Origin of the sequence: Janibacter limosus (assembly GCF_004295485.1) — a bacterium.
Classification (GTDB): Bacteria; Actinomycetota; Actinomycetes; order Actinomycetales; family Dermatophilaceae; genus Janibacter; species Janibacter limosus_A.
This window is the reverse complement of the sequence record NZ_CP036164.1, coordinates 251,199-277,965: the sequence shown is the minus strand read 5'-3', so window position 1 is coordinate 277,965 and position 26,767 is coordinate 251,199. Positions and strand designations below refer to the sequence as shown.

At 66.8% G+C, this 26,767-nt stretch carries 23 protein-coding genes, 1 tRNA gene and 3 rRNA genes; 14 read left to right on the top strand and 13 right to left on the bottom strand.

The features are described 5' to 3' along the window. Window positions 1–34 precede the first annotated feature (34 nt). Entirely contained in the window at window positions 35–1,093 is a 1,059-nt protein-coding gene (gene bioB, locus EXU32_RS01345) for a biotin synthase BioB (protein ID WP_130628274.1), read from the bottom strand. A 144-nt stretch (window positions 1,094–1,237) separates the two neighbouring features. Here bioB and EXU32_RS01340 point away from each other — a divergent pair, with 144 nt between their 5' ends. Then, on the top strand, window positions 1,238–1,819 hold the full coding sequence (locus EXU32_RS01340) for a TetR/AcrR family transcriptional regulator C-terminal domain-containing protein (protein ID WP_242612849.1): 582 nt from the start codon (window positions 1,238–1,240) through the stop codon (window positions 1,817–1,819). Window positions 1,820–1,832: 13 nt separating this feature from the next. Here EXU32_RS01340 and EXU32_RS01335 read toward each other — a convergent pair whose 3' ends face one another. Continuing rightward, window positions 1,833–2,753 (bottom strand): phenylalanine 4-monooxygenase, encoded by a 921-nt coding sequence (locus EXU32_RS01335; RefSeq protein WP_130628273.1) that lies wholly within the window; start codon window positions 2,751–2,753, stop codon window positions 1,833–1,835. Window positions 2,754–3,029: 276 nt separating this feature from the next. Between EXU32_RS01335 and acs the strand changes: the two genes are divergently transcribed. Continuing rightward, a complete protein-coding gene (gene acs, locus EXU32_RS01330) occupies window positions 3,030–4,964 on the top strand; it encodes an acetate--CoA ligase (protein WP_130628272.1) in 1,935 nt (644 codons plus the stop codon). 149 nt (window positions 4,965–5,113) lie between these two features. Here the strand turns inward: acs and rrf are convergent. The 4 genes from rrf to EXU32_RS01310 form a co-directional block, all read right to left on the bottom strand. Next, window positions 5,114–5,230: ribosomal RNA gene (gene rrf, locus EXU32_RS01325) — 5S ribosomal RNA — on the bottom strand. A gap of 92 nt (window positions 5,231–5,322) precedes the next feature. Beyond that, window positions 5,323–8,434, bottom strand: a 23S ribosomal RNA gene (locus EXU32_RS01320). A 347-nt stretch (window positions 8,435–8,781) separates the two neighbouring features. Then, a 16S ribosomal RNA gene (locus EXU32_RS01315) occupies window positions 8,782–10,304 on the bottom strand. Together the 16S, 23S and 5S rRNA genes form the textbook arrangement of a ribosomal RNA operon. A 650-nt stretch (window positions 10,305–10,954) precedes the next feature. After that, on the bottom strand, window positions 10,955–11,767 hold the full coding sequence (locus tag EXU32_RS01310) for a glycerophosphodiester phosphodiesterase family protein (RefSeq protein WP_130628271.1): 813 nt from the start codon (window positions 11,765–11,767) through the stop codon (window positions 10,955–10,957). 225 nt (window positions 11,768–11,992) lie between these two features. Between EXU32_RS01310 and EXU32_RS01305 the strand changes: the two genes are divergently transcribed. Then, on the top strand, window positions 11,993–12,451 hold the full coding sequence (locus tag EXU32_RS01305; RefSeq protein ID WP_130628270.1) for a phage holin family protein: 459 nt from the start codon (window positions 11,993–11,995) through the stop codon (window positions 12,449–12,451). Window positions 12,452–12,531: 80 nt separating this feature from the next. Further along, a complete protein-coding gene (locus tag EXU32_RS01300) occupies window positions 12,532–13,359 on the top strand; it encodes an alpha/beta fold hydrolase (protein ID WP_242612848.1) in 828 nt (275 codons plus the stop codon). On the opposite strand, the gene EXU32_RS01295 is transcribed toward EXU32_RS01300, so the two are convergent. Together EXU32_RS01295 and nth are read right to left on the bottom strand one after the other, a co-directional pair. Next, window positions 13,322–14,008 carry an NUDIX hydrolase gene (locus EXU32_RS01295; protein WP_130628269.1) on the bottom strand — a complete coding sequence of 229 codons (687 nt, stop codon included), beginning with the start codon at window positions 14,006–14,008 and terminating at the stop codon, window positions 13,322–13,324. The genes EXU32_RS01300 and EXU32_RS01295 overlap by 38 nt on opposite strands. Continuing rightward, window positions 14,005–14,757 carry an endonuclease III gene (gene nth, locus EXU32_RS01290; RefSeq protein ID WP_130628268.1) on the bottom strand — a complete coding sequence of 251 codons (753 nt, stop codon included), beginning with the start codon at window positions 14,755–14,757 and terminating at the stop codon, window positions 14,005–14,007. The genes EXU32_RS01295 and nth overlap by 4 nt, the downstream gene beginning before the upstream one ends. Before the next feature lie 51 nt (window positions 14,758–14,808). Here nth and EXU32_RS01285 point away from each other — a divergent pair, with 51 nt between their 5' ends. Next, window positions 14,809–15,486, top strand: coding sequence for a Crp/Fnr family transcriptional regulator (locus EXU32_RS01285; RefSeq protein WP_130628267.1), 678 nt, complete (start codon window positions 14,809–14,811; stop codon window positions 15,484–15,486). 102 nt (window positions 15,487–15,588) lie between these two features. Here the strand turns inward: EXU32_RS01285 and EXU32_RS01280 are convergent, their stop codons facing one another. The 4 genes from EXU32_RS01280 to EXU32_RS01265 are packed head-to-tail and all read right to left on the bottom strand — an operon-like array spanning window position 15,589 to window position 17,847. Further along, window positions 15,589–16,398, bottom strand: coding sequence for an MBL fold metallo-hydrolase (locus EXU32_RS01280; RefSeq protein WP_130628266.1), 810 nt, complete (start codon window positions 16,396–16,398; stop codon window positions 15,589–15,591). After that, window positions 16,395–17,228: an NUDIX hydrolase gene (locus tag EXU32_RS01275; RefSeq protein ID WP_130628265.1), complete on the bottom strand. Its 834-nt coding sequence runs from the start codon at window positions 17,226–17,228 to the stop codon at window positions 16,395–16,397. The genes EXU32_RS01280 and EXU32_RS01275 overlap by 4 nt, the downstream gene beginning before the upstream one ends. Next, window positions 17,228–17,692 carry a RidA family protein gene (locus EXU32_RS01270; RefSeq protein ID WP_130628264.1) on the bottom strand — a complete coding sequence of 155 codons (465 nt, stop codon included), beginning with the start codon at window positions 17,690–17,692 and terminating at the stop codon, window positions 17,228–17,230. Before EXU32_RS01270 ends, EXU32_RS01275 begins: the two co-directional genes overlap by 1 nt. Continuing rightward, window positions 17,692–17,847, bottom strand: a complete 156-nt coding sequence (locus EXU32_RS01265; protein ID WP_130628263.1) for a DUF4177 domain-containing protein — start codon at window positions 17,845–17,847, stop codon at window positions 17,692–17,694. Before EXU32_RS01265 ends, EXU32_RS01270 begins: the two co-directional genes overlap by 1 nt. Before the next feature lie 29 nt (window positions 17,848–17,876). Between EXU32_RS01265 and EXU32_RS01260 the strand changes: the two genes are divergently transcribed. Genes EXU32_RS01260 through EXU32_RS01250 form a run of 3 tightly spaced genes read left to right on the top strand, consistent with a single transcriptional unit; the run spans window position 17,877 to window position 22,636 of the window. Continuing rightward, window positions 17,877–18,872: an ArsA-related P-loop ATPase gene (locus EXU32_RS01260; RefSeq protein WP_130628262.1), complete on the top strand. Its 996-nt coding sequence runs from the start codon at window positions 17,877–17,879 to the stop codon at window positions 18,870–18,872. After that, on the top strand, window positions 18,872–20,026 hold the full coding sequence (locus EXU32_RS01255; RefSeq protein ID WP_130628261.1) for an ArsA family ATPase: 1,155 nt from the start codon (window positions 18,872–18,874) through the stop codon (window positions 20,024–20,026). The genes EXU32_RS01260 and EXU32_RS01255 overlap by 1 nt, the downstream gene beginning before the upstream one ends. A 57-nt stretch (window positions 20,027–20,083) precedes the next feature. After that, a complete protein-coding gene (locus EXU32_RS01250; RefSeq protein ID WP_130628260.1) occupies window positions 20,084–22,636 on the top strand; it encodes a transglycosylase domain-containing protein in 2,553 nt (850 codons plus the stop codon). Between the two features lie 64 nt (window positions 22,637–22,700). Here the strand turns inward: EXU32_RS01250 and EXU32_RS01245 are convergent, their stop codons facing one another. Beyond that, entirely contained in the window at window positions 22,701–23,159 is a 459-nt protein-coding gene (locus tag EXU32_RS01245; RefSeq protein ID WP_130628259.1) for a GatB/YqeY domain-containing protein, read from the bottom strand. Between the two features lie 56 nt (window positions 23,160–23,215). Between EXU32_RS01245 and EXU32_RS01240 the strand changes: the two genes are divergently transcribed. The 6 genes from EXU32_RS01240 to EXU32_RS01215 all read left to right on the top strand — a co-directional run bounded on the left by EXU32_RS01240 (window position 23,216) and on the right by EXU32_RS01215 (window position 26,757). Beyond that, window positions 23,216–24,151 carry a metallophosphoesterase gene (locus tag EXU32_RS01240; RefSeq protein WP_130628258.1) on the top strand — a complete coding sequence of 312 codons (936 nt, stop codon included), beginning with the start codon at window positions 23,216–23,218 and terminating at the stop codon, window positions 24,149–24,151. Next, a complete protein-coding gene (locus tag EXU32_RS01235; RefSeq protein ID WP_130628257.1) occupies window positions 24,148–24,663 on the top strand; it encodes a hypothetical protein in 516 nt (171 codons plus the stop codon). The genes EXU32_RS01240 and EXU32_RS01235 overlap by 4 nt, the downstream gene beginning before the upstream one ends. Window positions 24,664–24,737: 74 nt before the next feature. Further along, a tRNA-Pro gene (locus tag EXU32_RS01230) sits at window positions 24,738–24,811 on the top strand. A gap of 119 nt (window positions 24,812–24,930) precedes the next feature. Next, window positions 24,931–25,356, top strand: a complete 426-nt coding sequence (locus EXU32_RS01225) for a VOC family protein (RefSeq protein WP_130628256.1) — start codon at window positions 24,931–24,933, stop codon at window positions 25,354–25,356. Next, the gene (locus EXU32_RS01220) at window positions 25,353–25,994 is read left to right on the top strand and encodes a GntR family transcriptional regulator (protein ID WP_242612847.1); all 642 of its coding nucleotides are present in this window, start codon (window positions 25,353–25,355) and stop codon (window positions 25,992–25,994) included. Before EXU32_RS01225 ends, EXU32_RS01220 begins: the two co-directional genes overlap by 4 nt. 16 nt (window positions 25,995–26,010) lie before the next feature. Next, the gene (locus EXU32_RS01215; RefSeq protein WP_130628255.1) at window positions 26,011–26,757 is read left to right on the top strand and encodes a YoaK family protein; all 747 of its coding nucleotides are present in this window, start codon (window positions 26,011–26,013) and stop codon (window positions 26,755–26,757) included. Window positions 26,758–26,767 lie beyond the last annotated feature (10 nt).

Below are 26,767 nucleotides of genomic sequence, written 5' to 3'. Positions count from 1 at the left end.
GGAGAGCCGCGGCTCTCCTCCCTTCGTCGTGTCGTCAGGCGTTTGCCGGGGTCTGCGTGCCCGCTCCCCTGCGACGGATGACGGGGTGGTCCTCCCGGGGCCCGGACTCGTCGTCGGGCGACCCGAGGACGACGAAGCCGTTGTCCGCCAGGAGCGCCAGGTCGTCGTCGGCAGCCTGCCCCTCAGCGGTGAGGTAGTCCCCGAGGAAGATCGAGTTGGCCAGGTGCAGCCCAGTGGCCTGCAGGCTGCGCAGGTGCATCTCGCGACCGGCGGCGATCCGGATCTCGGCGGCCGGGGCGAGCAGCCGCGCGGCCGCGAGGATCTTGATGCACCGCAGGGGCGACAGCTCCCAGGTCTGCTGCTTGGGGGTCCCGTCGAAGGGGATGAGGAAGTTGATCGGGATCGACTCCGAGCCCAGCTCGCGCAGTGCGACGAGCGCCTCGACGAGCTGCTCGTCGCTCTCCCCCAGCCCGGCGATGAGGCCGCTGCAGGCGGACAGCCCGGCGCCCTGCGCCTTGGCCACCGTGCGCACCCGGTCCTCGTAGGTGTGCGTGGTGACGATCGAGTCGTGGTGGGACTCCGCCGTGTTGATGTTGTGGTTGTAGGCGTCGACGCCCGCCTCGCGCAACCGCTCGGCCTGCCCGTCCTTCAGCAGCCCGAGGCAGGCGCAGACCTCGACCTGGGGGTGCTCGCTCTTGATCGCGTCCACCATCCCGGCGACGCGGTCGATGTCACGCTCGCTCGGGCCACGACCGCTGGCGACCATGCAGACACGGGTCGCGCCACCGCGAAGCCCTGCCTGCGCCTGGGCCAGCGCCTCGTCCTCGCTGAGCCAGGTGTAGCGAAGGATCTCGCTCGTCGAGCCCAGTGCCTGCGAGCAGTACCCGCAGTCCTCGGGGCACAGACCAGACCTGAGGTTGACGAGGTAGTTGACCTTGACCGTCATGCCGAAGTGCTCGCGGCGCAGCCGGGAGATCGCCGCGACGAGCCCCATCACCTCGTCGTCGGGTGTGCGCAGGACGGCGAGCGCGTCCTGCGCGGTGGCATCGGCGCTGGCGAGGACACGGTCGACGAGCTGGTCGTACGAGGTCATGGCTTCCTCCGGTGGGCTGGTCGTGACCGGACCGGCTGCCGGCCACGAATCTACTGAACGACGTTCAGTTGGTGAACGAGGTTCAGGCTAGATGCGGTGACGGGTAGGGTCAAACCGCTCCGCCCACCACCTCGAAGGGAGCCCGTGTTGCCACCCCCGCGCCACCCCCGCTCCCCCCTCACGCACGCGCAGGTCGTCGACACGGCGCTGACGATCCTCGCCCGGGTCGGCCTGCCGGACCTGACGATGCGGGCCATCGGGTCCGAGCTGGGCGTGCAGCAGAGCGCGCTCTACCACCACTACGCCAACAAGCAGGCCCTGCTCGGCTCGGTCGCCGACGAGATCCTCGCCCGCGGGTCACGCACGCCGAGCCACGACGCGACGTGGCAGGAGCGGGTCCGACTGCGCTGCCAGGACCTCCATGCGGCAGTGACCGGCTATCCGGACGGGGCCGACCTCGTCATGAGCATGTGGGCCTTCGGGATGGGCGCGCAGGCTCCCTTCGACGAGCTGCGCGGCCTGCTGGCCGACGCGGGGCTGCCCGACGACGTCGCACCGACCGCGGCCCGCACCCTCCTGCACTTCGTCTACGGCCACGCCTACGACGAGCAGTCGCACGCCCACGCGACCCGCTCGGGGATCGTCACCGCCCACCGCACCCCGAGCGACTTCGAGACCGGCCTGGACATCGTCGTCACCGGCATCGCGGCCCGACTCCCGGACTGACCCCGACGGCCCGTCAGTGCCGGGCCAGAGGCAGCAGCCCCCGACGTCCCGCCTCCACCCGCAGGGCAGCTGCGGCGTCGTCGTCGACGGTTGCGAAGAAGTCTCCGACGACGTCCTCGAGGTGGGTCATCGACCGGGCGGCGAAGAGCACCGGCTGGTAGGCGGTGATGTCGTAGTTGAGCGTGCCCATGTCGGCCAGGTCGAGGTCGCGGATCTCCATGTCGGCGAACTCCTGGATCTCGCCGTAGCTCGACAGGATCCCCGCGCCGTAGGCCTTGAGGTCGTCGCCGTCGTACATGACGCCGAACTCGATGGAGAACCAGAAGACGTCAGCGACCAGCTTCATCGCCTCGTCGGTCTCGAGCCGGAGCGACGCCCGCCCCGCGGCCTCGGTGATCGCCGCGAGGCGCGGGCTCGCCAGCTGGTTGGCGTGCCCGATGACCTCGTGGATGATGTCCGGCTCGGGTGTGTAAAGGGGCTCAGCCCCGTGGCGCAGGTACTGGGTGGAGTTGAAGGTGCGGCCGCCGAGGTCGGCGTAGAAGTCGCGAAGGGGGACCAGCCCCGGTGCGCACACGTAGCTCCAGCCGGTGAGCGGCAGGAGTCGCTCGCTCACCTCGGCGAGCTGGGGGACGTGCCCTGTCGGAAGCCCGAGCCGCTCCTTGGCCTCCAGGTACTCACGGTGGGCGAACCTGGCGTGCAGCGGCGCGAGCTCGTGGCTGACCCGGCTCCAGACGGCGTGCTCCTGCGGCGTGTACACGATGGTGGGCACAGGCACGTTGCCCCGGTCCCATGCGAGAGCTGCGCCGGCGATCTCACCACGGCGCTGCAGGTACTGCGCATCGTCACGGCCCGGGTGCGTGTCGGCGAGGTGCACCTCGACGGTGCCGTCCTCGTGGGTGGTCACGGGTGAGTACAACTGTCCCTCGGTGAACACGACAACCACCTCCTTGTGGTCATCCAACGGTCGCAGAAGTCGGGGATCCGCACCACGGACCCGCTGGTCACTGATCAGAGTGCTCAGCGGCGGAGCGAGCCGGGTGCCGCATCGCTGTGCACTGTGCCCACGCCCGGCGGCTACCGCTCGTCGCCCCGCGTCCCTCGCCCGGCGACGAAACGAGACCCCGCCGTTGTGCTCGTGCCGTCATGGGTGAAAGGTGGAGGGTGACACAGGCTCGCGCGACGACGCGCGACCACTCGATGAGGAGGACATGTGACGGACTACGCGCCCAGCCCCGCGTTCACCGAGCAGGCGATCGGCAAGGCCGAGCTCTACGACGAGGCCGCTGCCGACCACGAGGCCTTCTGGGCCGCTCGGGCCAGGGAGTATGTCACCTGGAGCACCGACTTCGACACCACGCTCGACTGGAGCGATGCTCCCTTCGCCACGTGGTTCGGCGGTGGACAGCTCAACGCTGCCTACAACTGCGTCGACCGGCACGTCGAGGCCGGCAACGGTGACCGGGTGGCGATCCACGCGGTCGCCGCCAACGGCGACGACCGCTCCATCACCTACTCCGACCTGCTCAGCGAGGTCTGCAAGGCGGCCAACGCCATCGAGGCACTCGGCGTGGCCAAGGGCGACCGCGTGGCCATCTACATGCCGATGATCCCCGAGGCCGTCGTCGCGATGCTCGCCTGTGCGCGCATCGGCGCGCCTCACTCCGTCGTCTTCGGCGGCTTCTCCTCCGACGCGCTCAAGGCGCGGATCGAGGACGGCGAGGCCAAGCTCGTCATCACGAGTGACGGCCAGTTCCGCAAGGGCAAGGCGATGCCGCTCAAGACCGCCGTCGACCAGGCCGTGGAAGGCACGACCGCGAGCAAGGTCCTCGTCGTGCAGCGCACGGGCATCGACGTGGCGTGGGACGACGAGCGTGACGTGTGGTGGCACGACGTCGTCGACTCGGCATCGGATCAGCACGAGGCACAGCCACACGACAGCGAGCACCCGCTCTTCATCCTCTACACGTCAGGGACCACCGGCAAGCCCAAGGGCATCCTGCACACGACGGGCGGCTACCTGGTCCAGACCGCCTACACCAACGCCGTCGTGCACGACCTGCACCCGGAGAGCGACGTCTACTGGTGCACCGCCGACATCGGCTGGGTGACGGGCCACAGCTACATCGTCTACGGGCCGCTCGCCAACGGCGCGACCCAGGTGCTCTTCGAGGGGACTCCCGACAGCCCGCACCAGGGGATCTTCTGGGAGATCGTCGAGAAGTACAAGGTCTCCATCCTCTACACCGCACCGACGGCGATCCGCACCTTCATGAAGTGGGGAGCCGACATCCCGGCCAAGTTCGACCTCAGCTCGCTGAGGGTCCTCGGCTCGGTGGGTGAGCCGATCAACCCGGAGGCCTGGCGCTGGTACCGCGAGCACATCGGTGGCGGGAGCGCTCCCATCGTCGACACGTGGTGGCAGACCGAGACGGGAGCCATCATGAACTCCCCCCTGCCCGGCGTCACCGACCTCGAGCCCGGCAGCTCGCAGAAGCCGATCCCCGGCATCGCCGCCGAGATCCTCGACGACGAGGGCCAGCCGCTCACCGAGCCCGAGCAGGTGGGCTATCTCGTGCTCACCAAGCCCTGGCCAGCCATGCTCCGCGGTATCTGGGGCGATCCGGAGCGGTACAAGGAGACCTACTGGAGCCGCTTCGGTCCCGAGTACTACTTCGCCGGTGACGGCGCCAAGTACGACGACAAGGGCAACATCTGGATCCTCGGCCGCGTCGACGACGTCATGAACGTCTCCGGTCACCGGCTGTCCACAGCCGAGATCGAGTCGGCCCTGGTCTCCCACCCCCGGGTGGCCGAGGCAGCCGTGGTGGGCGCCTCCGACGAGACGACCGGTCAGGCTGTCGTCGCCTTCGTGATCCTTCGTCAGGACGGCGAGGCCGGCGGCACGACGGGCGATGACCTGGTCCAGGAGCTGCGCAACCACGTGGGACAGCAGATCGGCCCGATCGCCAAGCCTCGCTCGATCATGGTCGTCGACGAGCTGCCCAAGACCCGCTCGGGCAAGATCATGCGCCGTCTGCTCAAGGACGTCGCGGAGAACAGGGAGATCGGCGACGTCACCACCCTCGCCGACTCGTCGGTCATGTCCCTCATCCAGGACGGGATGAACACGCCGGCCGAGGACTGACCTCACGACGACGCACGAACAGGGGCCCACCGGATATCCGGTGGGCCCCTCTTCGTGTGCATTCCAGATGACCAGGCGTTGCATTCCCATACGTGCTGGAACGCGCGAGAGCCCCCAACGACTCGTTGGGGGCTCTCGGCTCAATGGTTGTCCGGCTGCGTCCTACTCTCCCACACCGTTCCCAGTGCAGTACCATCGGCGCTGAGGGGCTTAGCTTCCGGGTTCGAAATGGGACCGGGCGTTTCCCCCTCGCTATGACAGCCGAAACTCTATGGAGTTACGTGGGTGTTCCCGACCGTATCTCGGGAACTGCACAGTGGACGCGAGTCATTCTTTTGTTACGCAACAAAGTTGTGTGTGTATCAAGTTATCGGCTTATTAGTACCAGTCAGCTCCATGCATTACTGCACTTCCACATCTGGCCTATCAACCCAGTAGTCTACTGGGAGCCTCTCGGAGCAAAGCTCCATGGAAACCTCATCTTGAGACATGCTTCCCGCTTAGATGCTTTCAGCGGTTATCACTTCCGAACGTAGCTAATGAGCGGTGCCCTTGGCAGAACAACTCACACACCAGAGGTTCGTCCAACCCGGTCCTCTCGTACTAGGGTCAGCCTCTCTCAAGTTTCCTACGCGCACAGCGGATAGGGACCGAACTGTCTCACGACGTTCTAAACCCAGCTCGCGTGCCGCTTTAATGGGCGAACAGCCCAACCCTTGGGAGATACTCCACCCCCAGGATGCGACGAGCCGACATCGAGGTGCCAAACCATCCCGTCGATATGGACTCTTGGGGAAGATCAGCCTGTTATCCCCGGGGTACCTTTTATCCGTTGAGCGACGGCGCTTCCACAAGCCACCGTCGGGTCACTAGTTCCGACTTTCGTCCCTGCTCGACGTGTCAGTCTCGCAGTCAAGCTCCCTTGTACACTTGCACTCGCCACCTGATTGCCAACCAGGCTGAGGGAACCTTTGAGCGCCTCCGTTACATTTTAGGAGGCAACCGCCCCAGTTAAACTACCCACCAGGCAATGTCCCTGATCCGGATCACGGACCGAGGTTAGATAACCAGAACGACCAGAGTGGTATTTCAACGTTGACTCCACACACACTGGCGTGCATGCTTCACAGTCTCCCACCTATCCTACACAAGCCGTCCCGATCACCACTACCAAGCTATAGTGAAGGTCCCGGGGTCTTTCCGTCCTGCTGCGCGTAACGAGCATCTTTACTCGTAATGCAATTTCGCCGAGTTCGCGGTTGAGACAGTGGAGAAGTCGTTACGCCATTCGTGCAGGTCGGAACTTACCCGACAAGGAATTTCGCTACCTTAGGATGGTTATAGTTACCACCGCCGTTTACTGGGGCTTAAATTCTCAGCTTCGCTCAAAGAGCTAACCGGTCCTCTTAACCTTCCAGCACCGGGCAGGCGTCAGTCCGTATACATCGTCTTGCGACTTCGCACGGACCTGTGTTTTTAGTAAACAGTCGCTTCTCCCTGGTCTCTGCGGCCCATCTTCCTATCCCGTAAAGGGCTTCAGAATCCGGGCCCCCCTTCTCCCGAAGTTACGGGGGCATTTTGCCGAGTTCCTTAACCACGATTCACTCGATCGCCTTAGTATTCTCTACTTATCCACCTGAGTCGGTTTGGGGTACGGGCGGCTAGAACCTCGCTAGAGGATTTTCTCGGCAGCATAGGATCACCCTGCTTCCCGCTAAAAGCGGTCACTATCAGGTCTCAGGATATGTGCCAGGCGGATTTGCCTACCTGACTCCCTACACCCTTGGACGTGGACAACCATCGCCACGCGGAGGCTACCTTCCTGCGTCTCCCCATTGCTTGACTACTACCAGATCGGGTCACGCGTTCCACTCACCAGCGAAACCCCGAAGGGTCTCTACGGCAAGATTCAGGCGTTTAGCATCACTGGATTCATCATGGGCGGTTCTTCGCCGGTTCCGGAATATCAACCGGATGTCCATCGACTACGCCTGTCGGCCTCGCCTTAGGTCCCGACTTACCCAGGGCAGATTAGCTTGACCCTGGAACCCTTGGATATTCGGCGGACGGGTTTCTCACCCGTCTTTCGCTACTCATGCCTGCATTCTCACTCGTGTGGCATCCACGACTGGATCACTCCGCCGCTTCACTCGCCACACGACGCTCCCCTACCCATCAACACGCCTGGACACCAAAAGATGCCGAGCAGTGTGTCAATGCCATAGCTTCGGTGGTGTGCTTGAGCCCCGCTACATTGTCGGCGCGGAATCACTTGACCAGTGAGCTATTACGCACTCTTTAAAGGGTGGCTGCTTCTAAGCCAACCTCCTGGTTGTCACGGCAACTCCACATCCTTTTCCACTTAGCACACGCTTAGGGACCTTAGCTGATGATCTGGGCTGTTTCCCTCTCGACTACGGAGCTTATCCCCCGCAGTCTCACTGCCACGCTCTCACTTACCGGCATTCGGAGTTTGGCTAACGTCAGTAACCTGGTGAGGCCCATTAGCTATCCAGTAGCTCTACCTCCGGTAAGAAACACGTGACGCTGCACCTAAATGCATTTCGGGGAGAACCAGCTATCACGGAGTTTGATTGGCCTTTCACCCCTACCCACAGCTCATCCCCTCAGTTTTCAACCTAAGTGGGTTCGGTCCTCCACGACGTCTTACCGTCGCTTCAACCTGGCCATGGGTAGATCACTCCGCTTCGGGTCTAGACCCAGCGACTCAATCGCCCTGTTCGGACTCGCTTTCGCTACGGCTTCCCCACACGGGTTAACCTTGCCACTGAGCACTAACTCGCAGGCTCATTCTTCAAAAGGCACGCCGTCACCCCACAAGGAGGCTCCGACGGATTGTAAGCGCACGGTTTCAGGATCTATTTCACTCCCCTCTCGGGGTACTTTTCACCTTTCCCTCACGGTACTTGTCCGCTATCGGTCACCAGGGAATATTTAGGCTTAGCGGGTGGTCCCGCCAGATTCACACGGGATTTCTCGAGCCCCGTGCTACTTGGGAAATCTTCCATGGAGTCCACACCATTTCGTCTACGGGGGTTCCACCCTCTGTGCCGGGCCATTCAAGACCCTTCGACTATGACATGAATTTCTTACTCCACCACGAAATGTCAGTCCCGTGAAAAAGCTCCCACAACCCCGAACATGCAACGCCTGACAGCTATCACACACATCCGGTTTGGCCTCATCCGCTTTCTCTCGCCAATACTCACGGAATCACTGTTGTTTTCTCTTCCTGCGGGTACTGAGATGTTTCACTTCCCCGCGTTCCCTCTACCTGCCCTATATATTCAGGCAGGAGTGACTGGACTTGCCTCCAGCCGGGTTTCCCCATTCGGAAATCCACGGATCACAGTCTGGTTATCGACTCCCCGTGGCTTATCGCAGATTCCTACGTCCTTCTTCGGTTCCTGGTGCCAAGGCATCCACCGTGCGCCCTTAAAAACTTGAGCCACAAAGATGCTCGCGTCCACTGTGTAGTTCTCAAAATACGGGAGGCACCTCACCACACGATGACGCCAACACCACAACAGTGATGCGGTACGCCACCAGGCAAGGCCCACAACCAACCCTTACGGGCCGGCCTTGAAGCTTCACTCGCGTGAACCCTCAGGACCCAACAACGTGTCAGACACCCCCAACCCAATCGATCAACGTTCCACCACACCCAGAAGGTGCAGGTACTTGCCTCACGAACAGTTGAGAGCGTCAAATAATCGATGTTCCACCCGAGCACCTGGTGTCCCTCGAACGGAGACAAACCAGGCTCTGGACCACAATCGCGGCCAGTGCTCCTTAGAAAGGAGGTGATCCAGCCGCACCTTCCGGTACGGCTACCTTGTTACGACTTAGTCCCAATCGCCAGTCCCACCTTCGACGGCTCCCCCCACAAGGGTTGGGCCACCGGCTTCGGGTGTTACCGACTTTCGTGACTTGACGGGCGGTGTGTACAAGGCCCGGGAACGTATTCACCGCAGCGTTGCTGATCTGCGATTACTAGCGACTCCGACTTCATGGGGTCGAGTTGCAGACCCCAATCCGAACTGAGACCGGTTTTTTGGGATTCGCTCCACCTTGCGGTATCGCAGCCCTTTGTACCGGCCATTGTAGCATGCGTGAAGCCCAAGACATAAGGGGCATGATGATTTGACGTCATCCCCACCTTCCTCCGAGTTGACCCCGGCAGTCTTCCATGAGTCCCCACCATTACGTGCTGGCAACATAGAACGAGGGTTGCGCTCGTTGCGGGACTTAACCCAACATCTCACGACACGAGCTGACGACAACCATGCACCACCTGTATACCGACCTAAAAGGGGCAACCATCTCTGGAAGTTTCCGGTATATGTCAAGCCTTGGTAAGGTTCTTCGCGTTGCATCGAATTAATCCGCATGCTCCGCCGCTTGTGCGGGCCCCCGTCAATTCCTTTGAGTTTTAGCCTTGCGGCCGTACTCCCCAGGCGGGGAACTTAATGCGTTAGCTGCGGCACGGATCTCGTGGAATGAGACCCACACCTAGTTCCCAACGTTTACGGCATGGACTACCAGGGTATCTAATCCTGTTCGCTCCCCATGCTTTCGCTTCTCAGCGTCAGTAGTGGCCCAGAGACCTGCCTTCGCCATCGGTGTTCCTCCTGATATCTGCGCATTTCACCGCTACACCAGGAATTCCAGTCTCCCCTACCACACTCTAGTCTGCCCGTACCCACTGCAAGTCCGGGGTTGAGCCCCGGATTTTCACAGCAGACGCGACAAACCGCCTACAAGCTCTTTACGCCCAATAATTCCGGACAACGCTCGCACCCTACGTATTACCGCGGCTGCTGGCACGTAGTTAGCCGGTGCTTCTTCTGCAGGTACCGTCACTTTCGCTTCTTCCCTGCTGAAAGAGGTTTACAACCCGAAGGCCGTCATCCCTCACGCGGCGTCGCTGCATCAGGCTTTCGCCCATTGTGCAATATTCCCCACTGCTGCCTCCCGTAGGAGTCTGGGCCGTGTCTCAGTCCCAGTGTGGCCGGTCGCCCTCTCAGGCCGGCTACCCGTCGTCGCCTTGGTGAGCCATTACCTCACCAACAAGCTGATAGGCCGCGAGCCCATCCCAAACCGAAAAACTTTCCAAACCATACCCATGCAGGTTGGTCTCGTATCCAGTATTAGACGCCGTTTCCAGCGCTTATTCCAGAGTTTGGGGCAGGTTGCTCACGTGTTACTCACCCGTTCGCCACTGATCCACTCCAGCAAGCTGGAGCTTCACCGTTCGACTTGCATGTGTTAAGCACGCCGCCAGCGTTCGTCCTGAGCCAGGATCAAACTCTCCGTTGATGATCAACACCCCCAAGACCCGCAAGGGCCTCGAAGGGGCAATCCATTACCCAACAAAGGGCTGTATCCATGACCGAGTAAGAACAACCAGCAAAAACTGCTGTTTGATTCTCGTTCAACCAAAGGAAAAAAATTTCACTTCAACCAACCACACCCAACCCCGAACGGGACCAGGCACAATCAGCCAAAACGAGGTATTGGCATCGATTTTTGACACGCTGTTGAGTTCTCAAGATTCACACGCACACCCACCACGACCACCGTCAAGCTCTCGGTGACCCGCTTCAGGGGCAACTTCTCCAACTTACTACCGTGATCGCTACAGAGTCAAACTCGCTTCCCAACCTGGCGAGGCCAAGAAACGCATCAACACCCTGCGGCGATCTCCCACACTAGCAGCCAAGCCGCAGTGCCCCAAAACCCGCTCCAGCGGCACCGAAATGCCAAGAACGAACTCTCAGAAGGGAATCAACTCGGCGGGACCGGCCTACTTGGTGCAACCCAGCAAGGGCTGCCACTTGGTGTCCGTTCCTCCCTCTCGGGCTGACATCGAGAACATTAGGTCACGTCAGTCCCGGACGCCAAATCGCCTCCTCAACCACCCGTGGATGAGGAGGGTCCGGCCCGGGTTCTCGGGCCTCGTGGCCGGCTCAGCGCCTGATGGCTCCGCCCCCGACGTCCCCCGGCACGAGGCCACCGCCCCCCATGGGTGTCCATATCCCGCGGCTGATCAACACCGACCGAAGACGATCCGGCCGGTCGGTGATGATCCCGTCCACCCCCATGTCGAGCAGCTCGTGCATCTGCAGGGGGTCATCCACCGTCCACACGATCACGCGGACCCCGAGTCGATGGGCCCTGCGCACGAGCGCCGGTGAGTGGGTGCGCAGCCGGCCGAGCTGGATGGGCACATGGGCGAATCGACCCCGCACCACCGAGGCCGGCGGTGGCACCCCTGCCTTGGCGGCGGAGATCAGGGCCACCAAGGAACGCCAGCCGAGGGCCGTGCGCACGTGTGGGACCTGGGAGGCCAGGTGCTGCAGCCAGCCGTCCCACGCGCCAGCGACACACACTCGCTCGGCGTAGTCGCGACGCTGCAGCAGCCGAGCCATCGGTGCTATCGCTGCCCGGTCCTTCAGGTCCACGGTGAAGCAGGCATCCGGGAAGGTGGCGAGCGCCTCCTCCAGCGTGGGGATCGGCTCGACCCCACCGACCCGGACCTTCTGTCGCAGCTGCGCGAGGGTGTGCTCCCCCAGCCGCCCTGTCCCGGTCGTGCAACGGTCGAGGAGCTCGTCGTGGAAGCAGACCAGCTGACCGTCGGCAGTGAGCTTCACATCGCTCTCGAGGTACCTCAGGCCGAGTGCGGTCGACAGCGAGAAGGCCGCCAAGGTGTTCTCGGGGGCCAACCCCGCGCCACCTCGATGGCCGATCGCCAGAGGAGTCGTCTCCTCGCCATAGCTCATACCCTGATGGTGGCGCCCACGACGGCCGCGCGCAGTCCACATGGGTGCGATCCGAGGAAGGTTCACGGTCTCTTCTGCCCGGGTTCACCCTCCCTTGGCCATCCCGGCGGCACCGCCTCCGCAGGCCCGGCGTACCCGCAGACGGGGGGACTCGTGGGTAGGGTGACGACGAGAACCGCGCGCCATCACGTGGGGCGCACGACACACGCATCGACCAGGAGCAGCATGAGCAACGATCACGCCCGCACCGCCAGCACCGACCCCGCCGCCCGGCGTCTCGTCGGTCAGCCCGCTCCGGGCGAGACCGAGCGCTCTGTCGGCCAGCTCGTCGCCGACGCGTCGCACGACATCTCGGCCCTGGTCCAGAGCGAGATCCAGCTCGCCAAGTCCGAGGTCACCAAGGGCCTGTCCTTCGGTGGCAAGGGCGCGGGCCTCCTCGGCGCCGCCGGCTTCGTCGCCCTGCTCGGGCTGATCTTCCTCTTCCACACCCTGGCCCAGGTCATCGCGATCTGGCTTCCCATGTGGGCGGGCTACCTCATCATCACGGTGCTGCTCTTCGTCATCGCAGCCATCGCCGGTCTCCTCGGCCTCAAGGCGCTGAAGAAGGCCAAGGCCAACACCGTCCCGCAGAAGGCGATCCGCAACGCGCAGGAGACGGTCGCCGCCATCAAGCCGCGCAGCTGAACCCGCCCGACGCCGCGGCCGCTCTCGTCGAGGGCCCGTGGGAGCACCGATTCGTCTCGGCGAACGGCGCCCGCTTCCACGTGGCACTCGCCGGCAGCGGTCCGCTGGTGGTCCTCGTCCACGGCTACCCGCAGTTCTGGTGGGCCTGGCGCCACCAGATCCCCGCGCTGGCGTCTGCGGGCTATCGAGTTGCCGCCGTCGACCTGAGAGGCTTCGGCGCGAGCGACAAGCCCCCAACCGGGTACGACGCACCGACGGCCTGCGACGACCTCGCGGCCATCATCCGCAGCCTGGGCGCCGACGACGCCGCGATCGTCGGTCTGGGCCTCGGCGCGTGGATCACGTGGAGCATGCCGACCCACCAGCCGGCGGTCACCACCGCCATCGCCCCGATCGGGATGCCGCACCCCGCGATCTTCCACCGGGCGATGTGGCGCCACCCCCTGCAGTGGCGCGCCAACCAGTACCTCCGGGCTATGCAGGCCCCCTTCGCCTCCGAACGCCAGGCGCTGACCGTCACCCGACGCCTGCGGGCCTGGTCGGGACCGGATCACGGCTGGATCACCGCCGAGACCGCCGACCGCTACACCGAGGCGATGGCCGTCCCCTTCGCCGGGCAGGCTGCCGCGGAGTACCACCGGTGGTTCTACCGGTGCCGGCTCACCCCTACCGGGGTCCGCTACCTGCACCGGGTCGGCGCGAGCATCGACACCCCGGTCCTGCACCTGCAGGGCGAGCAGGACCCGACCTCGCTGCCGGTCATGGGTCAGGAGAGCCGTCGCTTCGTCGATGCAGCGATGACGTTGACCGACATCCCGGGTGTGGGCCACTTCCTCCCCGAGGAGGCCCCCGAGGCGGTCAGCTCGGCGCTCATCGCCTGGTTGGCCGTCGCCCACCCGTCCCGGTGAGGTACTGACGGACAAAGCGCCACGGCAGACGACGGCGCACTCCTTCGTCCCACGGCTGGCTCAGGCCAGCGGCGTCCAGCAGCACGCTGAGCAGCTGTGCCGTGAAGCCCCACACGAAGAGGTCGGCCACCTCGAAGCCCGGGCCGGTGAAGCCGCTGGGGCCCTTGACCATGAACCGGTTGGCGGGATCCACGAGGTCGGCGACCGGGATCCGCTCGACCCGGGCGACCTCCCCGGGGTCGACGACGCGCAAGGTCCCCGGCTCGCGCCACCACCCGAGGACCGGGGTCACGGCGTTCTCGCTCGGACCGAGCCAGAGGTCCGGGAAGGACCCGACGATGTCGATACCTGCCGGCTCCGCACCGACCTCCTCCCACGTCTCCCGCAGGGCCGCCTCGACTGCGGTCTCCCCCGGGTCGAGCCTGCCTCCGGGGAAGGAGACCTGGCTGGCGTGGCTGCGCAGGCTGCCGGAGCGCTCGGTGAGCACGATGTCGTGCCCCATCTCCCCCGCAGCGACGAGCATGAGCACCGCGGACCGACGTGGCGCACCAGCCGGTGGTGCGAACTGCGTGAACCATCCCGGCAGGTCGGCGCGCAGGGACGACTCCGCCGCGAGCAGCCACTCGGGCGGGACCTCTGGCGTGCTCACGAGTCCTCCGTCGCAGGCTGCGCAGCGGGGGTCAGGACACCGGGGGCCAGCTCGTACTTCAGCAGCTTCGCGGCCTTGTCCGGATCGGTCTCACCGATGCCGTAGGAGGGGCACCACTGCGCCACGGGGCAGGCGCCGCACGCCGGTCGCCGGGCATGGCAGGTGCGCCTGCCGTGGAAGATCAGCACGTGGCTGAGCATCGTCCAGTCCCGGCGCGGGACGAGCTCGCCGACGGCGTGCTCGACCTTGACCGGGTCCTCCTCCTCGGTCCACCCCATCCGGCGGGCCAGCCGACCGAAGTGGGTGTCCACCGTGATCCCCGGGACGCCGAAGGCATTGCCCAGCACCACATTCGCCGTCTTACGACCCACTCCCGGGAGCTTGACCAGATCCTTCAGCCGGGGCGGGACCTCCCCGTCGTGGTCCTCCACGAGGGCGATACCGAGCTTGATGACGGAGTTGGTCTTGGCCCGGAAGAAGCCGGTCGGACGCAGGACCTCCTCCATCTCGGTCCGGTCCGCGCCGGCGAGGTCGGCCGCCGTGGGCCACCTGGCGAAGAGGGTCGGCGTCACCTTGTTGACCGTCACGTCCGTGGTCTGCGCGGACAGGACCGTGGCGACCAGCAGCTGCAGCGGGCTGTCGAAGTCGAGCTCGCAGTGAGCGTAGGGATACCGCTCGTGCAGCGTGCGGTACATCCGCCGGGCACGACGGGTCAGGGCCAGCGGGGACTCCTCGCGCACGACAGACACCCCCGCAGCCTAGGCCCCCCTCGACTCGGGTCACGTGGCACACTGCCCACTGTGAACCTCGATGTCGTACGCCGCGCCCCGCTCTTCGCGACCCTTGACGACGCCGACGCCGCTGAGGTGATGGCGACGATGACCCCTGTGCGCATGGAGCGCGGGGACGTCCTCTTCAACGAGGGCGACCAAGGTGATCGCCTCTACGTGATCACGGAGGGCAAGATCAAGCTTGGTCGTTCCTCCACCGACGGCAGGGAGAACCTGCTGGCGATCCTCGGCCCCTCCGAGATGCTCGGCGAGCTGAGCCTCTTCGACCCGGGGGCGCGCACCGCCACCGCGACGGCTGTCGCCGAGACGCAGCTCATCGGCCTGGGCAACGAGCAGCTGAGCCAGCTGCTCGGAGCCCACCCGCGTATCGCCGGCACGCTCCTGTCGGCTCTCGCGCGCCGCCTGCGCCGTACCAACGAAAACCTGGCGGACCTCGTCTTCACCGATGTCCCGGGACGCGTCGCCAAGGCCCTGCTCGAGCTGAGCCAACGCTTCGGCCGCCCTGTCGAGGACGGGGTGATGGTCGCCCACGACCTCACCCAGGAGGAGCTCGCCCAGCTGGTCGGCGCCTCCCGCGAGACGGTCAACAAGGCCCTGGCCGACTTCGCCTCCCGCGGATGGCTTCGCCTCGAGGCCCGCGCGGTCCTGCTCACCGACGTCGAGCGCCTCCAGCGCCGCGCCCGCTGACACCAGACGCACCGAAGGCCCCGGACCACACGGTCCGGGGCCTTCGTCGTCCCCGGCGAAGGCAGGGGCAGCGATGGAGTGCCGGCGACAGTGCAGACCGGGTCAGGCGTCGAGGTACCGCATCTGAGCCAGCACGGACAGCTTCGCGGCCGGCCACACCGACCGGTCGACGTCTGCGTAGACGGTCGCGACCACGGCGTCGGCGTCAGCCGCGCCGTCAGCCATCGCCGCGCGGACCTGCTCGAGTCGCTCACGACGGTGCACCCGGTAGAAGTCGACCATGGCGCCAGCATCGGGGACGGTGGGCCCGTGGCCGGGCAGGATGGCGGCGACCTCGCCGTCACCGGTGAGCGCCTTGATGCGCTCGAGCGAGTCGAGGTAGGCCGCCAGCTCCCCGTCGGGGTGGGCGACCATCGTCGTGCCGCGACCGAGGACGGTGTCGCCGGTGAGGAGGGCGTGGTCTGCGGCGAGCGCGAAGGAGATGGAGTCCGAGGTGTGTCCCGGGGTGGCCACGACGCGCACGTCGAGCTCACCGGCGGTCAGGACGTCACCGTCGCCGAGGTCGTCGTGGCCGCGCCCCACGGCCTGCACCGGGGCCCCGGTCAGTCGCGCCAGTCGCGGTGCGCCCTCGCTGTGGTCGAGGTGCCCGTGGGTGAGCACGATCCGGGTGACCCGCGCCCCGAGCCCGGTCACGTGCTCGACGACCCGCTGCTGGTGCGCGGCCTCGTCCTCGCCCGGGTCGATCACGATCGCCTCGGTGCCCCCGGGCGTCATGAGGACCCAGGTGTTGGTCCCGTCGAGTGTCATGGGTCCCGGGTTGCCCTGGAGGAGGCAGTACGCGTGCTCGCTCGCCTGACCTCCCGCCCACTGCCCGAAGGGAGCCGACGGCTCGGGGGCGACCACCGCGCTCACGGCAGCTGTGCCCGCATGGCCGGGCCGGCCTCGGTCTGCACGAGCTGGGGCATGACCGGGACGATCGCGATGGCCTGGGCAAGTGCGGCGCTCACGGTGCTCACCTCGGCGAGCTGCTCGAGGCAGACGAGCGTCGGCGGCATGAGCATGAGGTCGCCGTCCTCGAAGGCGCCGACGGCGGCGTCGGGACGCAGCCACTCGCAGTGGTCGGCCTCGCTTGTGTCACCGTCGGGGTCCTGGCCCTCGGGAACCGCCGCGATGAAGAAGCGGGTGTCGTAGCGGCGCGGCTCGACCTCGGGAGTGATCCAGTGCGCCCGGTACCGCAGCAGGTCGCTGCGCAGGACGAGGTGATGCTCCAGGAGGACCTGGCCGAAGCCGATCTCGTGCGCGACGAGCCGAGCCCTCAGGTCGGCGGCGACGTCACGGTCGAGCTCGGGGGCCTGGCTCTCGTCGGAGACGGGAGAGGCGAGCAGGACACCGGTCTCCTCGAAGATCTCGCGCACCGCGGCCGCGACGAGCATCCGGGCGCTGGCCTCGTCGGTGTCCAAGGTCTCGGCCCACTCCTCGACGGATGGCCCGGCCCACGGCACCTCGTCCTCGGCGTCGCGCCGGTCCACGCCACCTCCGGGGAAGACGTGCATCGACGGCGCGAAGGCCATCGAGGAGACCCGCCGGAGCATGAAGACCTCGAGCGGGCCCTCGTCGTCACGCACGAGCATGACGGTCGAGGCCAGCTTGGTGGGTGCGGGCTCGGCCGAGGCCGGGCGCTCCCCGTCCAGTCCCAGGAGCGCCTCACGCATGGAGCCGAGGAGGAAGTCCCGCTGTGCCATCAGTCGCGGATCCGAACCGTGACCTCGACCTCGACGGGGGCGCCGAGCGGCAGGGCAGCGACGCCCACGGCAGAGCGCGCGTGCTCCCCGGCCGTGCCGAAGACCTCGCCGAGCAGCTCGCTCGCGCCGTTGATGACACCGGGCTGGCCGGTGAAGTCGGGTGCGCTGGAGACGAAGCCGACCACCTTGACGACCTGCTCGACCTTGTCGAGGTCGCCGATCGCGGACCGGATCGCGGCGAGCGCGTTGATCGCGCAGACCCGGGCCAGCGCCTTGGCCTGCTCGGGGTCCACCTCGGAACCGACGTGGCCGGTCGTGGGCAGGGCCCCGTCGACGATCGGCAGCTGGCCGGAGGTCAGGACGTGGTTGCCGTCGACGATCGCCGGGACGTATGCCCCTGCGGGGGCTGCCGGCTCGGTCAGGGTCATGGACAGCTCGACGAGCCGGTCGTCGATGCGCCCCATCAGGCGCCCTTGGGACGCTTGAGGTAGGCCACGAGGTTGCCTCCGTCGCCCTGCAGCACCTGGACGAGCTCCCAGCCGTCCTCTCCCCACTGGTCGAGGATCTGCTTGGTGGCGTGGACGATGAGCGGCACGGTGACGTATTCCCACTGGGTCATGTCGGCACCCTACTCGTAGGGTGGGGAGCGTGACCGGCCCCTCTGACTCCCCCGTCCGCCTGCACGTCGTCACCGGCAAGGGCGGCACGGGCAAGACCACTGTGGCCACGGCCATGGCCCTGGCCCTCGCTGCGCGCGGACAGCGAGTCCTGCTCGCCGAGGTCGAGGGGCGGCAAGGCCTAGCCCAGGTCCTCGACGTCGCCCCGCTCGGCACCGAGGAACGCACCCTCGTGACCGATCCGTCGGGCGGCGAGGTCGTCGGCCTGTCCGTCGACGCCAAGACGGCACTGCTGGAGTACCTCCAGAAGTTCTACAAGCTCGGCCGGGCCGGATCGATCCTCGAGAGGGTGGGGGCCGTCGACTTCGCGACGACAATCGCGCCGGGCGTCCGCGACGTCCTGCTCATCGGACGGGTCTACGAGGCTGTCGGGCGGGTGACGAAGGGGGCCAAGAAGCGCCCCGTCTTCGACTCCGTGGTCCTCGACGCACCTCCCACCGGCCGGATCGGCCGGTTCCTCAACGTCAACGCCGAGGTCTCGGACGTCGCCAAGGTGGGGCCGGTGCGCAACCAGGCCGACTCGATCACCCGCCTGCTGCAGAGCCCGGCGACCGCGATCCACCTCGTCACCCTCCTGGAGGAGATGCCGGTGCAGGAGACCCTCGATGCGATCGACGAGCTGGGGACCCTCTCCCTTCGTGTCGGGTCGGTCATCGCCAACGGTGTGCGCCAACCGATCCTGACCCACGACGACGCCGCAGCAGTGGCCGATCAGGACCCGCGGGTCCACGAGGCGCTCGAGGCAGCGCTGACGGCTGTCGGCATCAAGACCGGACCGGCGCTCGTCGGGGGGCTGCTGCAGGAGGGCGCCGACCACGTGGAGCGCGCCCGGCTCCAGGCCGAGCAGCACGCGATCCTGCAGGCTCTCGACGTCCCCGTCCACGCACTCCCCCACCTCAGCGACGGGGTGGAGTCCGGCGAGCTCGGACTCCTCGCTGACGTGCTCGCCGAGCAGGAAGGCCTGTGATGGTCCCCCAGCAGACCCCGGTCCTCGACCTGGACACCGTCGTCACCGACCACGAGCGACGGATCGTCGTCTGCTGTGGCTCCGGTGGAGTCGGCAAGACGACCACGGCCGCGGCCCTCGCAGTACGGGCCGCCGAGCACGGACGACGGGTGGTCGTGCTCACGATCGACCCGGCGCGCCGGCTGGCGCAGTCCCTCGGACTGGAGGAGCTCGACAACACACCGCGTCCCGTGACCGGCCTCGACACGTCGGCCGGAGGTTCCCTCGACGCGATGATGCTCGACATGAAGCGCACCTTCGACGAGGTCGTCGAGGCGCACGCTGCGCCGGACAAGGCCGCGCAGATCCTTGCCAACCCCTTCTACATCGCCGTCTCCAGCTCCTTCGCCGGGACGCAGGAGTACATGGCGATGGAAAAGCTCGGACAGCTGCGCGGGCTGATGGCCGACGGGTCCCGGGACTGGGACCTCATCGTCGTCGACACCCCGCCGTCGCGGTCAGCGCTGGACTTCCTCGACGCCCCGAAGCGCCTCGGTTCCTTCCTCGACGGCCGCTTCATCCGCCTCCTCACCGCCCCGGCGAAGGTCGGGGGCCGGGCCTCCCTCAAGGTCTTCAGCGCCGGGGTCTCCCTGGCGAGCGGCGTCATGACGAAGCTCCTCGGAGGCGACTTCCTGCGGGATGTCCAGACCTTCGTCGCCGCCATGGACACGATGTTCGGTGGCTTCCGTCAGCGCGCGGACCAGACCTACGCCCTGCTCTCCCGTCCCGAGACCGCCTTCGTCGTGGTCGCGGCTCCCGAACGAGACGCCATGCGCGAGGCCGGCTTCTTCATCGAGCGTCTGGCCAGCGACCGGATGCCCCTGGCCGGAGTCCTCATCAACAGGGTCCACGTGGCCGCCGCCAAGCAGATGGGACCGGGTCGGGCCGAGGACGCCGCGGCGCAGCTCGAGGAGATGGGTGGCCACGACCTCGCCGCCGCACTGCTCACGGTGCACGTCGAGGTCGCCGAGACCGCCGCTCGTCATCGCGGCGTCATCACCCGCTTCCGCACGTCCCACCCGGGCGTGCCGCTCGGTACGGTCCCCGCGCACGCAGTCGACATCCATGACCTCGAGGGCCTGCGCGAGATCGGCGAGGCCCTCGCAGGTCGCTGACCACACGTCCGCGCGGGCTGCCGTCCTTGCACAGGTTCCGCAGTTACCCTGTTGCGCATGTCTGACTCCCGGATGCCGCACCTCTTCCGACTGCTCGGAGCCTTCGTGGCCGTCGCCGTCGGGATCGGACTCGTGGGTGCCGGCATCGCCATCCCCCTCGCCGGCGCGACGGGCGGAGCCGCCCAGTCGACCGCGAAGAGCTTCAACGAGCTGGACGACGAGTTCACCGCCAACCCGCTCGCCCAGCAGTCGAAGATCTACTCCGCGGACGGCAAGCTGCTGGCGACGCCCTACGACGCCAACCGCATCGTCGTCCCGCTGAGCAAGGTCTCGCCGTGGATGCGCAAGGCGCAGATGGCCATCGAGGACAGCCGCTTCTACGAGCACGGTGGCATCGACGTCCGGGGCACCCTGCGGGCCCTCGTCTCCAACGCCTCCAGCGGCCAGACCCAGGGTGGATCCTCGATCACCCAGCAGTACGTCAAGCTCATGCTGCAGGAGAAGGCGGTGCGCGAGGACGACCAGGCAGCGGTCCGCGCGGCCACCGAGCAGACCTACAGCCGCAAGCTGCAGGAGCTGAAGTACGCGCTCAACGTCGAGAAGACGCACACCAAGGACCAGATCCTCGGTGGGTACCTCAACCTCGCGCTCTACGGCGACCAGGCGTACGGCGTCGAGGCCGCGGCCAACCACTTCTTCAGCAAGCCCGCCAAGGAGCTGACGATCGGCGAGTCGGCCACCCTCGCGGGCGTGGTGCAGTCGCCGAGCCGTCTGAACATGCGCACCAACCCCGAAGAGGTCCAGAAGCGCCGCGACGTCGTCCTCGACCGGATGCAGCAGCTGGGGATGATCACCCCTGAGCAGGCGGACGCCGCGAAGTCCAAGAGCGTCGAGAGCATGCTCAAGATCAAGAAGAACGAGGGCGGCACCTGCTCCAAGGCGGCCGACCCCTACTTCTGCAACTACGTCGTCCAGTACCTGCGTCAGATGCCGGAGCTGGGCCCCGACCCCGACGCCCGTATGCTCGCCGTCAACACGGGAGGCCTGCGGATCAAGACCACCCTGCGGCGTGACTGGCAGAAGGACCTCAAGGAGGAGCTCACCCAGCGGGTGCCCAGCGGCACCGAGAAGTTCGGCGCCGCGGGCGCTCTGGTCGAGCCCGGCACCGGCAAGGTGCGGGCCATCGCCCAGACCTCGACCTACAAGGTGGGGCTGAAGAAGGCCTCGACCAGTTACTCCGAGCAGGCATGGAGCGTGCCGGCCCAGTACGGCGGCACCAATGGCTTCGCCATCGGGTCGACGGCGAAGATGTACGCGCTCGTCGCTGCGCTCGAGAAGGGCAAGCCCCTCAAGTCGACGGTCAACGCACCCCCGGCAGGCGTGAAGAACCCCCACGCCTTCTCGTCGGACGAGTTCCAGTCCAAGTGCACCACCACCGGCCCGTGGCGCGTCTCCAACGACTACCAGGTCGGCGGCACGATGACCCTGGCCGAGATGACCAAGAAGTCCATCAACACCGCCTTCGCCCAGCTGGCCTCGGACGTGGGCTCGTGCAACATCCCCAAGGTCATGTCCAAGATGGGGCTCACGGACGGCTACGGGCTGCCGTACGGCCTCAGCTACGCCAACGGCAAGAAGGTCAAGGGCGACTACGCCATCTCCAACCTGGTCCTCGGCTCCGACTCGACCTCCCCCCTTCAGCTCGCGTCCTCGTACGCCACGCTCGCGGCCGACGGCAAGTTCTGCCCGCCCAACCCGATCGAGTCGATCACCACGGCCAACGGCAAGAAGATGAAGATCAAGACGCCGCCGTGCAAGCAGGTCATCGACAAGAACGTCGCCCGAGGCGTCACCCAGCTGCTCCTCGGCCCTCTTGAGTCGGGTGGCACCGCAGCCGGCAACGAGCTCGACGGTGGCCGCCAGGCCGCGGGCAAGACGGGAACCACCGACAACCACAAGCAGTCCTGGTTCGCCGGCTACACCCCGCAGCTCTCGACCGCGATCTGGGTCGGCTCCCCGATCCGTGAGTACGACATGGACGGGATCACCCTCGGTGGTCGCTACTACTCCCAGGTCTTCGGTGGCACCCTCGCCGCCCCGATCTGGAGCGACATCATGAACGACGCGTCCAAGGGCATGGCGAAGAAGAAGTTCACCAAGCCGAGCAGCAAGGTCGTCAACGGCGACCTGAGGAGCATCCCGGACGTCACCGGCATGGGCCCGACGCAGGCCAAGGAGAAGATCGAGAAGGCCGGCTTCAAGGCCACTGAGGGCAGCCAGGTCCCGAGCAACGCGCAGGCCGGCGCGGTCGCCTACACCGAGCCCAGCGGTCAGGCACTCAAGGGCAGCAGGGTGACGATGTACGTCTCCAGCGGAGTCCCGCCGTACACGCCACCGCCCTACACGCCTCCGCCGTACACGCCGCCGCCGGCGCCGACCACGACGCAGGCGCCGGTCCCCCAGCCGAGCACCACGTCGGCTCCGAAGACGACGTCCAAGACGTCCTCGAGGACGACGAGCCCCAAGCCGACGTCGAAGACGTCCAGTCCCAAGGCGACGAGGAAGACGGCAGACCCACCGAAACCGAAGAAGACCGACACGAAGAACTGACGTCGGACATGACTGAGGCGGTGCCCCTCCACGGAGGGGCACCGCCTCGGTCATGTCATCGGGCTCAGCCGGCCAGGCGTGCCTTGACCTTGGCCGCGAGCGCGCCGCCGTCAGCCCGACCGGCAGCCTCGGCCTGGGCCAGCTTCATCACCTGCCCCATCTGGGCCATCGAGGTGGCCCCGACCTGCGCCACCGCCCGGTCGACGATCGCGGTGAGCTCGTCATCGCCCAGCTGCTCGGGCAGGTAGGCCTGGAGCACCACGAGCTCGGCCTCCTCACGCTCGGCGAGCTCAGGACGGTTGGCCTCGCGGTAGGCGGTCGCCGACTCCTTGCGCTTCTTGGCCTCCTTGGCCAGCACCTTGAGGGTCTCCGCGTCGCTGAGCTCACGGGCGGAGGTCCCGGCCACCTCCTCGTTGCTGATCGCCGTCAGCGCCATGCGCAGCGTGCTGATCGTGACCGTCTCACGGGCGCGCATGGCGTCGTGGAGGTCGTGCTGGAGGGTGGACTTGAGGGTGTCGGTCATGGATCGATTGTGGCAGCGTCCACCCGCGCGCCCGTCCACTTTGCGAGGATGACCTCGTGAACCTCCCCCCTTCTGCCCGGCTGCTGGCCGGCACCGCCGCCGCTGGGGCCACCGCCCTGGCATGGGGCACCCTCGTCGAGCCGCGCCTCTTCGCGCTGCGCAGGTACACCCTGCCGGTGCTGCAGCCGGGGTCGCTCCCGGTGCGCGTGCTCCAGCTAAGCGACATCCACATGGTCCCCGGCCAACGTGCCAAGACCGAGTGGATCCGCGGTCTCGCCGCCCTCGAGCCTGACCTCGTCGTCAACACCGGTGACAACCTCAGCCATCTGCAGGCCGTGCCGGCGGTGCTCGAGGGTCTCGAGCCGTTGCTCGAGCGGCCCGGCGTCTTCGTCATGGGGTCCAACGACTACTACGCCCCTGCGCCCAAGAACCCTGCCCGGTACCTCACCAAGCACCACGCCAGGGTCTCGGGCCCTCGCATCGACCTGCCCACGGACGAGCTGCGGTCGGCGATGACCTCCCACGGGTGGAGCGACCTCGACAACGCCCGCACCCGCCTGACGCTGGCCGGACAGCCGATCGGCCTCGTCGGGGTGGACGACCCACACATCGGACGCGATGACTACGCCTCGGTCGGTGCAGCGGCCGATCCCGCCGTCACGACCATCGGCATCACCCACGCCCCCTACCAGCGGGTGCTCGATGCCATGACGGCTGATGGCGCCAGTCTGGTCATCGCCGGTCACACGCACGGCGGACAGCTGTGCATCCCCGGTTTCGGCGCGCTCGTCACCAACTGCGATCTCGACCGGGGCCGGGCCAAGGGGGCCTCCCGCTGGTGGCCCGGCGCCGGCAGCTCGACGGTGGCACCGGCCGATGCTGCCTGGCTGCACGTGTGCGCCGGGTTGGGCGCCTCGCGGTACGCTCCGATCCGGTTTGCCTGCCGGCCGGAGGCTGCCTTGCTGACGCTCGTCTCCCGGGAGGTTGCGTGATGAATGTCCGAGAGGTGGCTGCGCTCACGGCGGCCGTGATCTTCGCCGGTGGAGCCTCCACGTGGGCCGTCGCCAATGCCGCGCCCGCCGTCGACCTGCCTCCGGCGCCCACGCTGTCGACCAGCTCGTCGACGACGACGTCCGCGACGAAGGTCACGAAGAAGAGATCCAGCTCCTCGACCACGTCCGGGCCCACGAGCAGCTCCACGAGCTCGTGGACCCCGACGCAGACGTCCACGACCGCGGAGAGCGCCTCGGAGACGACGACGACGTCCGAGGCGCCCGAGCCCACCACGACGTCGACCTGGACGCCGGAGCCCACCACGACATCGACGTGGACCCCTGCCCCGACGACGTCGGCGTGGACGCCACCCTGGACGCCGCCGTCCACCCCCCAGACCTCGCCGGTCGACCCGGGGCCGACGACGACGCCGAGTCCGACCGAGCCGACGGGCACGTCCACCAGCAGCTCCCCACTGGACGACGTCGTGGGGACCCAGCTGCCGGGCTGATCCCCCGATTGTCACTCGGGCCGACGACTGGGTTATCCTTCCTTGTCGCTTCCTGATGCAGGGGGCGAACAGTTCGGGGTGTGGCGCAGCTTGGTAGCGCGCTACGTTCGGGACGTAGAGGCCGCAGGTTCAAATCCTGTCACCCCGACCCGCCAAAACCGGCTCTGGTCCACTGGACCGGAGCCGGTTTTTGCGTTTCCGCCACACCTCACACTTGTATACAAGTGCTGTTGATGCATACATTGGTCTCCCGACCGAGGAGGACCCATGACCGACCGCCCCTGCTTCCATCTCGCCATCCCCGTCGACGACATCGTCGCCGCCCGCGCCTTCTACGGCGGCGTGCTCGGCCTGAGCGAGGGCCGCTCGGACACCCTGTGGGTGGACTGGAACTTCTACGGCCATCAGGTCGTCACCCACCAGACCGCCGACGGCTCCCCCGGCCCCGCGGGCCACAACCCTGTCGATGACCACCAGGTCCCGGTGCCGCACTTCGGCGCCGTCCTCACCTACGACGACTTCCACGACCTCGCGGACAAGATGAAGGCCGCGCGCGCAGAGTTCGTCATCGCGCCCTACCTGCGCTTCGAGGGCCAGCCCGGCGAGCAGTGGACGATGTTCTTCCTCGACCCGGCCGGCAATGCCATGGAGTTCAAGGCCTTCGCCGACGAGTCGATGATCTTCGCGAAGTGACGGTGGCGACCTCCCCTTCGCCCGCCACCAAGGCAGGGCGCCTGCACACGGCCCTGCGTGATGACATCCTGACCGGGCGGCTGGCTGCCGGCGACCCGGTGGACGAGGCCACGACCGCGGCCCAGCACGACATCTCGAGGACGCCGGTGCGCGAGGCGCTGAAGGCCCTGACGAGCGAGGGGCTGCTCGTCCCCGGCCCGCGACGGCAGCTGCGGGTCGTCGACATCTCACCGGAGCACCGACGCGAGGTGACCTCCCTTCGCGTGGCACTGGAGGTCACCGCAGCGCCCACGGCCTGCGAGCGGCGCACCGACGAGGACCTCGACGATCTGCGCACCCTCGTGGACCGCCAACGCCGCCAGGCGAAGGGGGGCGACGTCACCGCCTTCCTCGAGGCCGACGAGGCCTTCCACCGGGCTCTCGCAGCCACCGCCGCGATGCCCACCCTCATGCTGCTCCTCGACCAGCTCGGCGCCTTCGTGCGGCTGGCCCGGCTGGGGGCGCCGACGCCGCAGCGGCACCTGCTGGCGCTCACCCGCGAGCACGACCACCTCGTCGACCTCCTCGAGGCCGGAGACGGTGCCGCGCTCTCGAGCGCGCTCGAGGAGCACATCCGCAGCACCGCCCTGCGCGGATGAGACCTACAGTTCGCCCATGAGCAGCGGTGGGTACCTCGACCGGATCGCCGGTCCCGAGCGGACGCCATCCCTCAACCATCAGCTCGCGAGCCTCCTCGCGCTGGTCGCGGGGATACTCAACAGCGTCGGCTTCATCGCCGTCGCCTTCTACACCTCCCACATGACCGGCGTCAGCGCCCAGGTCGCCGACCAGCTCGTCCTGGGCGACTACTACCTCGTGGGCGTGGGTCTGCTCTCGGTCGCCAGCTTCATCGCCGGCGCCATGGCCTGCGCGGTGATCTTCAACTGGGGTCGACGGCGCGGTCTGCGCGGGCGGTACGCCAATGTCCTGCTCCTCGAGGGCGTGCTCATGCTCGTCTTCGGCCTGCTGGCGGAGGAACTCACCGCCTCGTGGCGCGAACTCGTCTTCATCCCCGTGCTCTGCTTCACCATGGGCCTGCAGAACGCGATCATCACCAAGATCTCCGGGGCCCAGATCCGCACGACACACGTGACGGGGATGGTCACCGACATCGGCATCGAGCTGGGCAAGCTGGCCTATCGCAACCGAACGCCGGGCCTCGACCCCGTGCAGGGCAACACCCCCAAGCTCGCGATGCTCGCCTCCCTCGTCGTGCTCTTCGTGCTCGGTGGGGTCATCGGCGCGGCCGGATACCTGGCCATCGGCTTCGCCGTCCTCGTCCCGTGCGCCCTGCTCCTCGTCGTCGTCTCGCATCGGCCCCTCATGAGAGACCTCGGCGCCCGCGCCGAGGACCGTGCCTGACCTACCCTGC

Excerpts from the sequence above, each read along its gene's own strand:
- bioB (WP_130628274.1), bottom strand. The coding sequence starts at position 1,093 with ATGACCTCGTACGACCAGCTCGTCGACCGTGTCCTCGCCAGCGCCGAT.
- EXU32_RS01310 (WP_130628271.1), bottom strand. The coding sequence starts at position 11,767 with ATGAGCTATGGCGAGGAGACGACTCCTCTGGCGATCGGCCATCGAGGT.
- EXU32_RS01305 (WP_130628270.1), top strand. The coding sequence starts at position 11,993 with ATGAGCAACGATCACGCCCGCACCGCCAGCACCGACCCCGCCGCCCGG.
- EXU32_RS01275 (WP_130628265.1), bottom strand. The coding sequence starts at position 17,228 with ATGGCACAGCGGGACTTCCTCCTCGGCTCCATGCGTGAGGCGCTCCTG.
- EXU32_RS01270 (WP_130628264.1), bottom strand. The coding sequence starts at position 17,692 with ATGGGGCGCATCGACGACCGGCTCGTCGAGCTGTCCATGACCCTGACC.
- EXU32_RS01265 (WP_130628263.1), bottom strand. The coding sequence starts at position 17,847 with ATGACCCAGTGGGAATACGTCACCGTGCCGCTCATCGTCCACGCCACC.
- EXU32_RS01255 (WP_130628261.1), top strand. The coding sequence starts at position 18,872 with ATGGTCCCCCAGCAGACCCCGGTCCTCGACCTGGACACCGTCGTCACC.
- EXU32_RS01250 (WP_130628260.1), top strand. The coding sequence starts at position 20,084 with ATGTCTGACTCCCGGATGCCGCACCTCTTCCGACTGCTCGGAGCCTTC.
- EXU32_RS01245 (WP_130628259.1), bottom strand. The coding sequence starts at position 23,159 with ATGACCGACACCCTCAAGTCCACCCTCCAGCACGACCTCCACGACGCC.
- EXU32_RS01225 (WP_130628256.1), top strand. The coding sequence starts at position 24,931 with ATGACCGACCGCCCCTGCTTCCATCTCGCCATCCCCGTCGACGACATC.
- EXU32_RS01215 (WP_130628255.1), top strand. The coding sequence starts at position 26,011 with ATGAGCAGCGGTGGGTACCTCGACCGGATCGCCGGTCCCGAGCGGACG.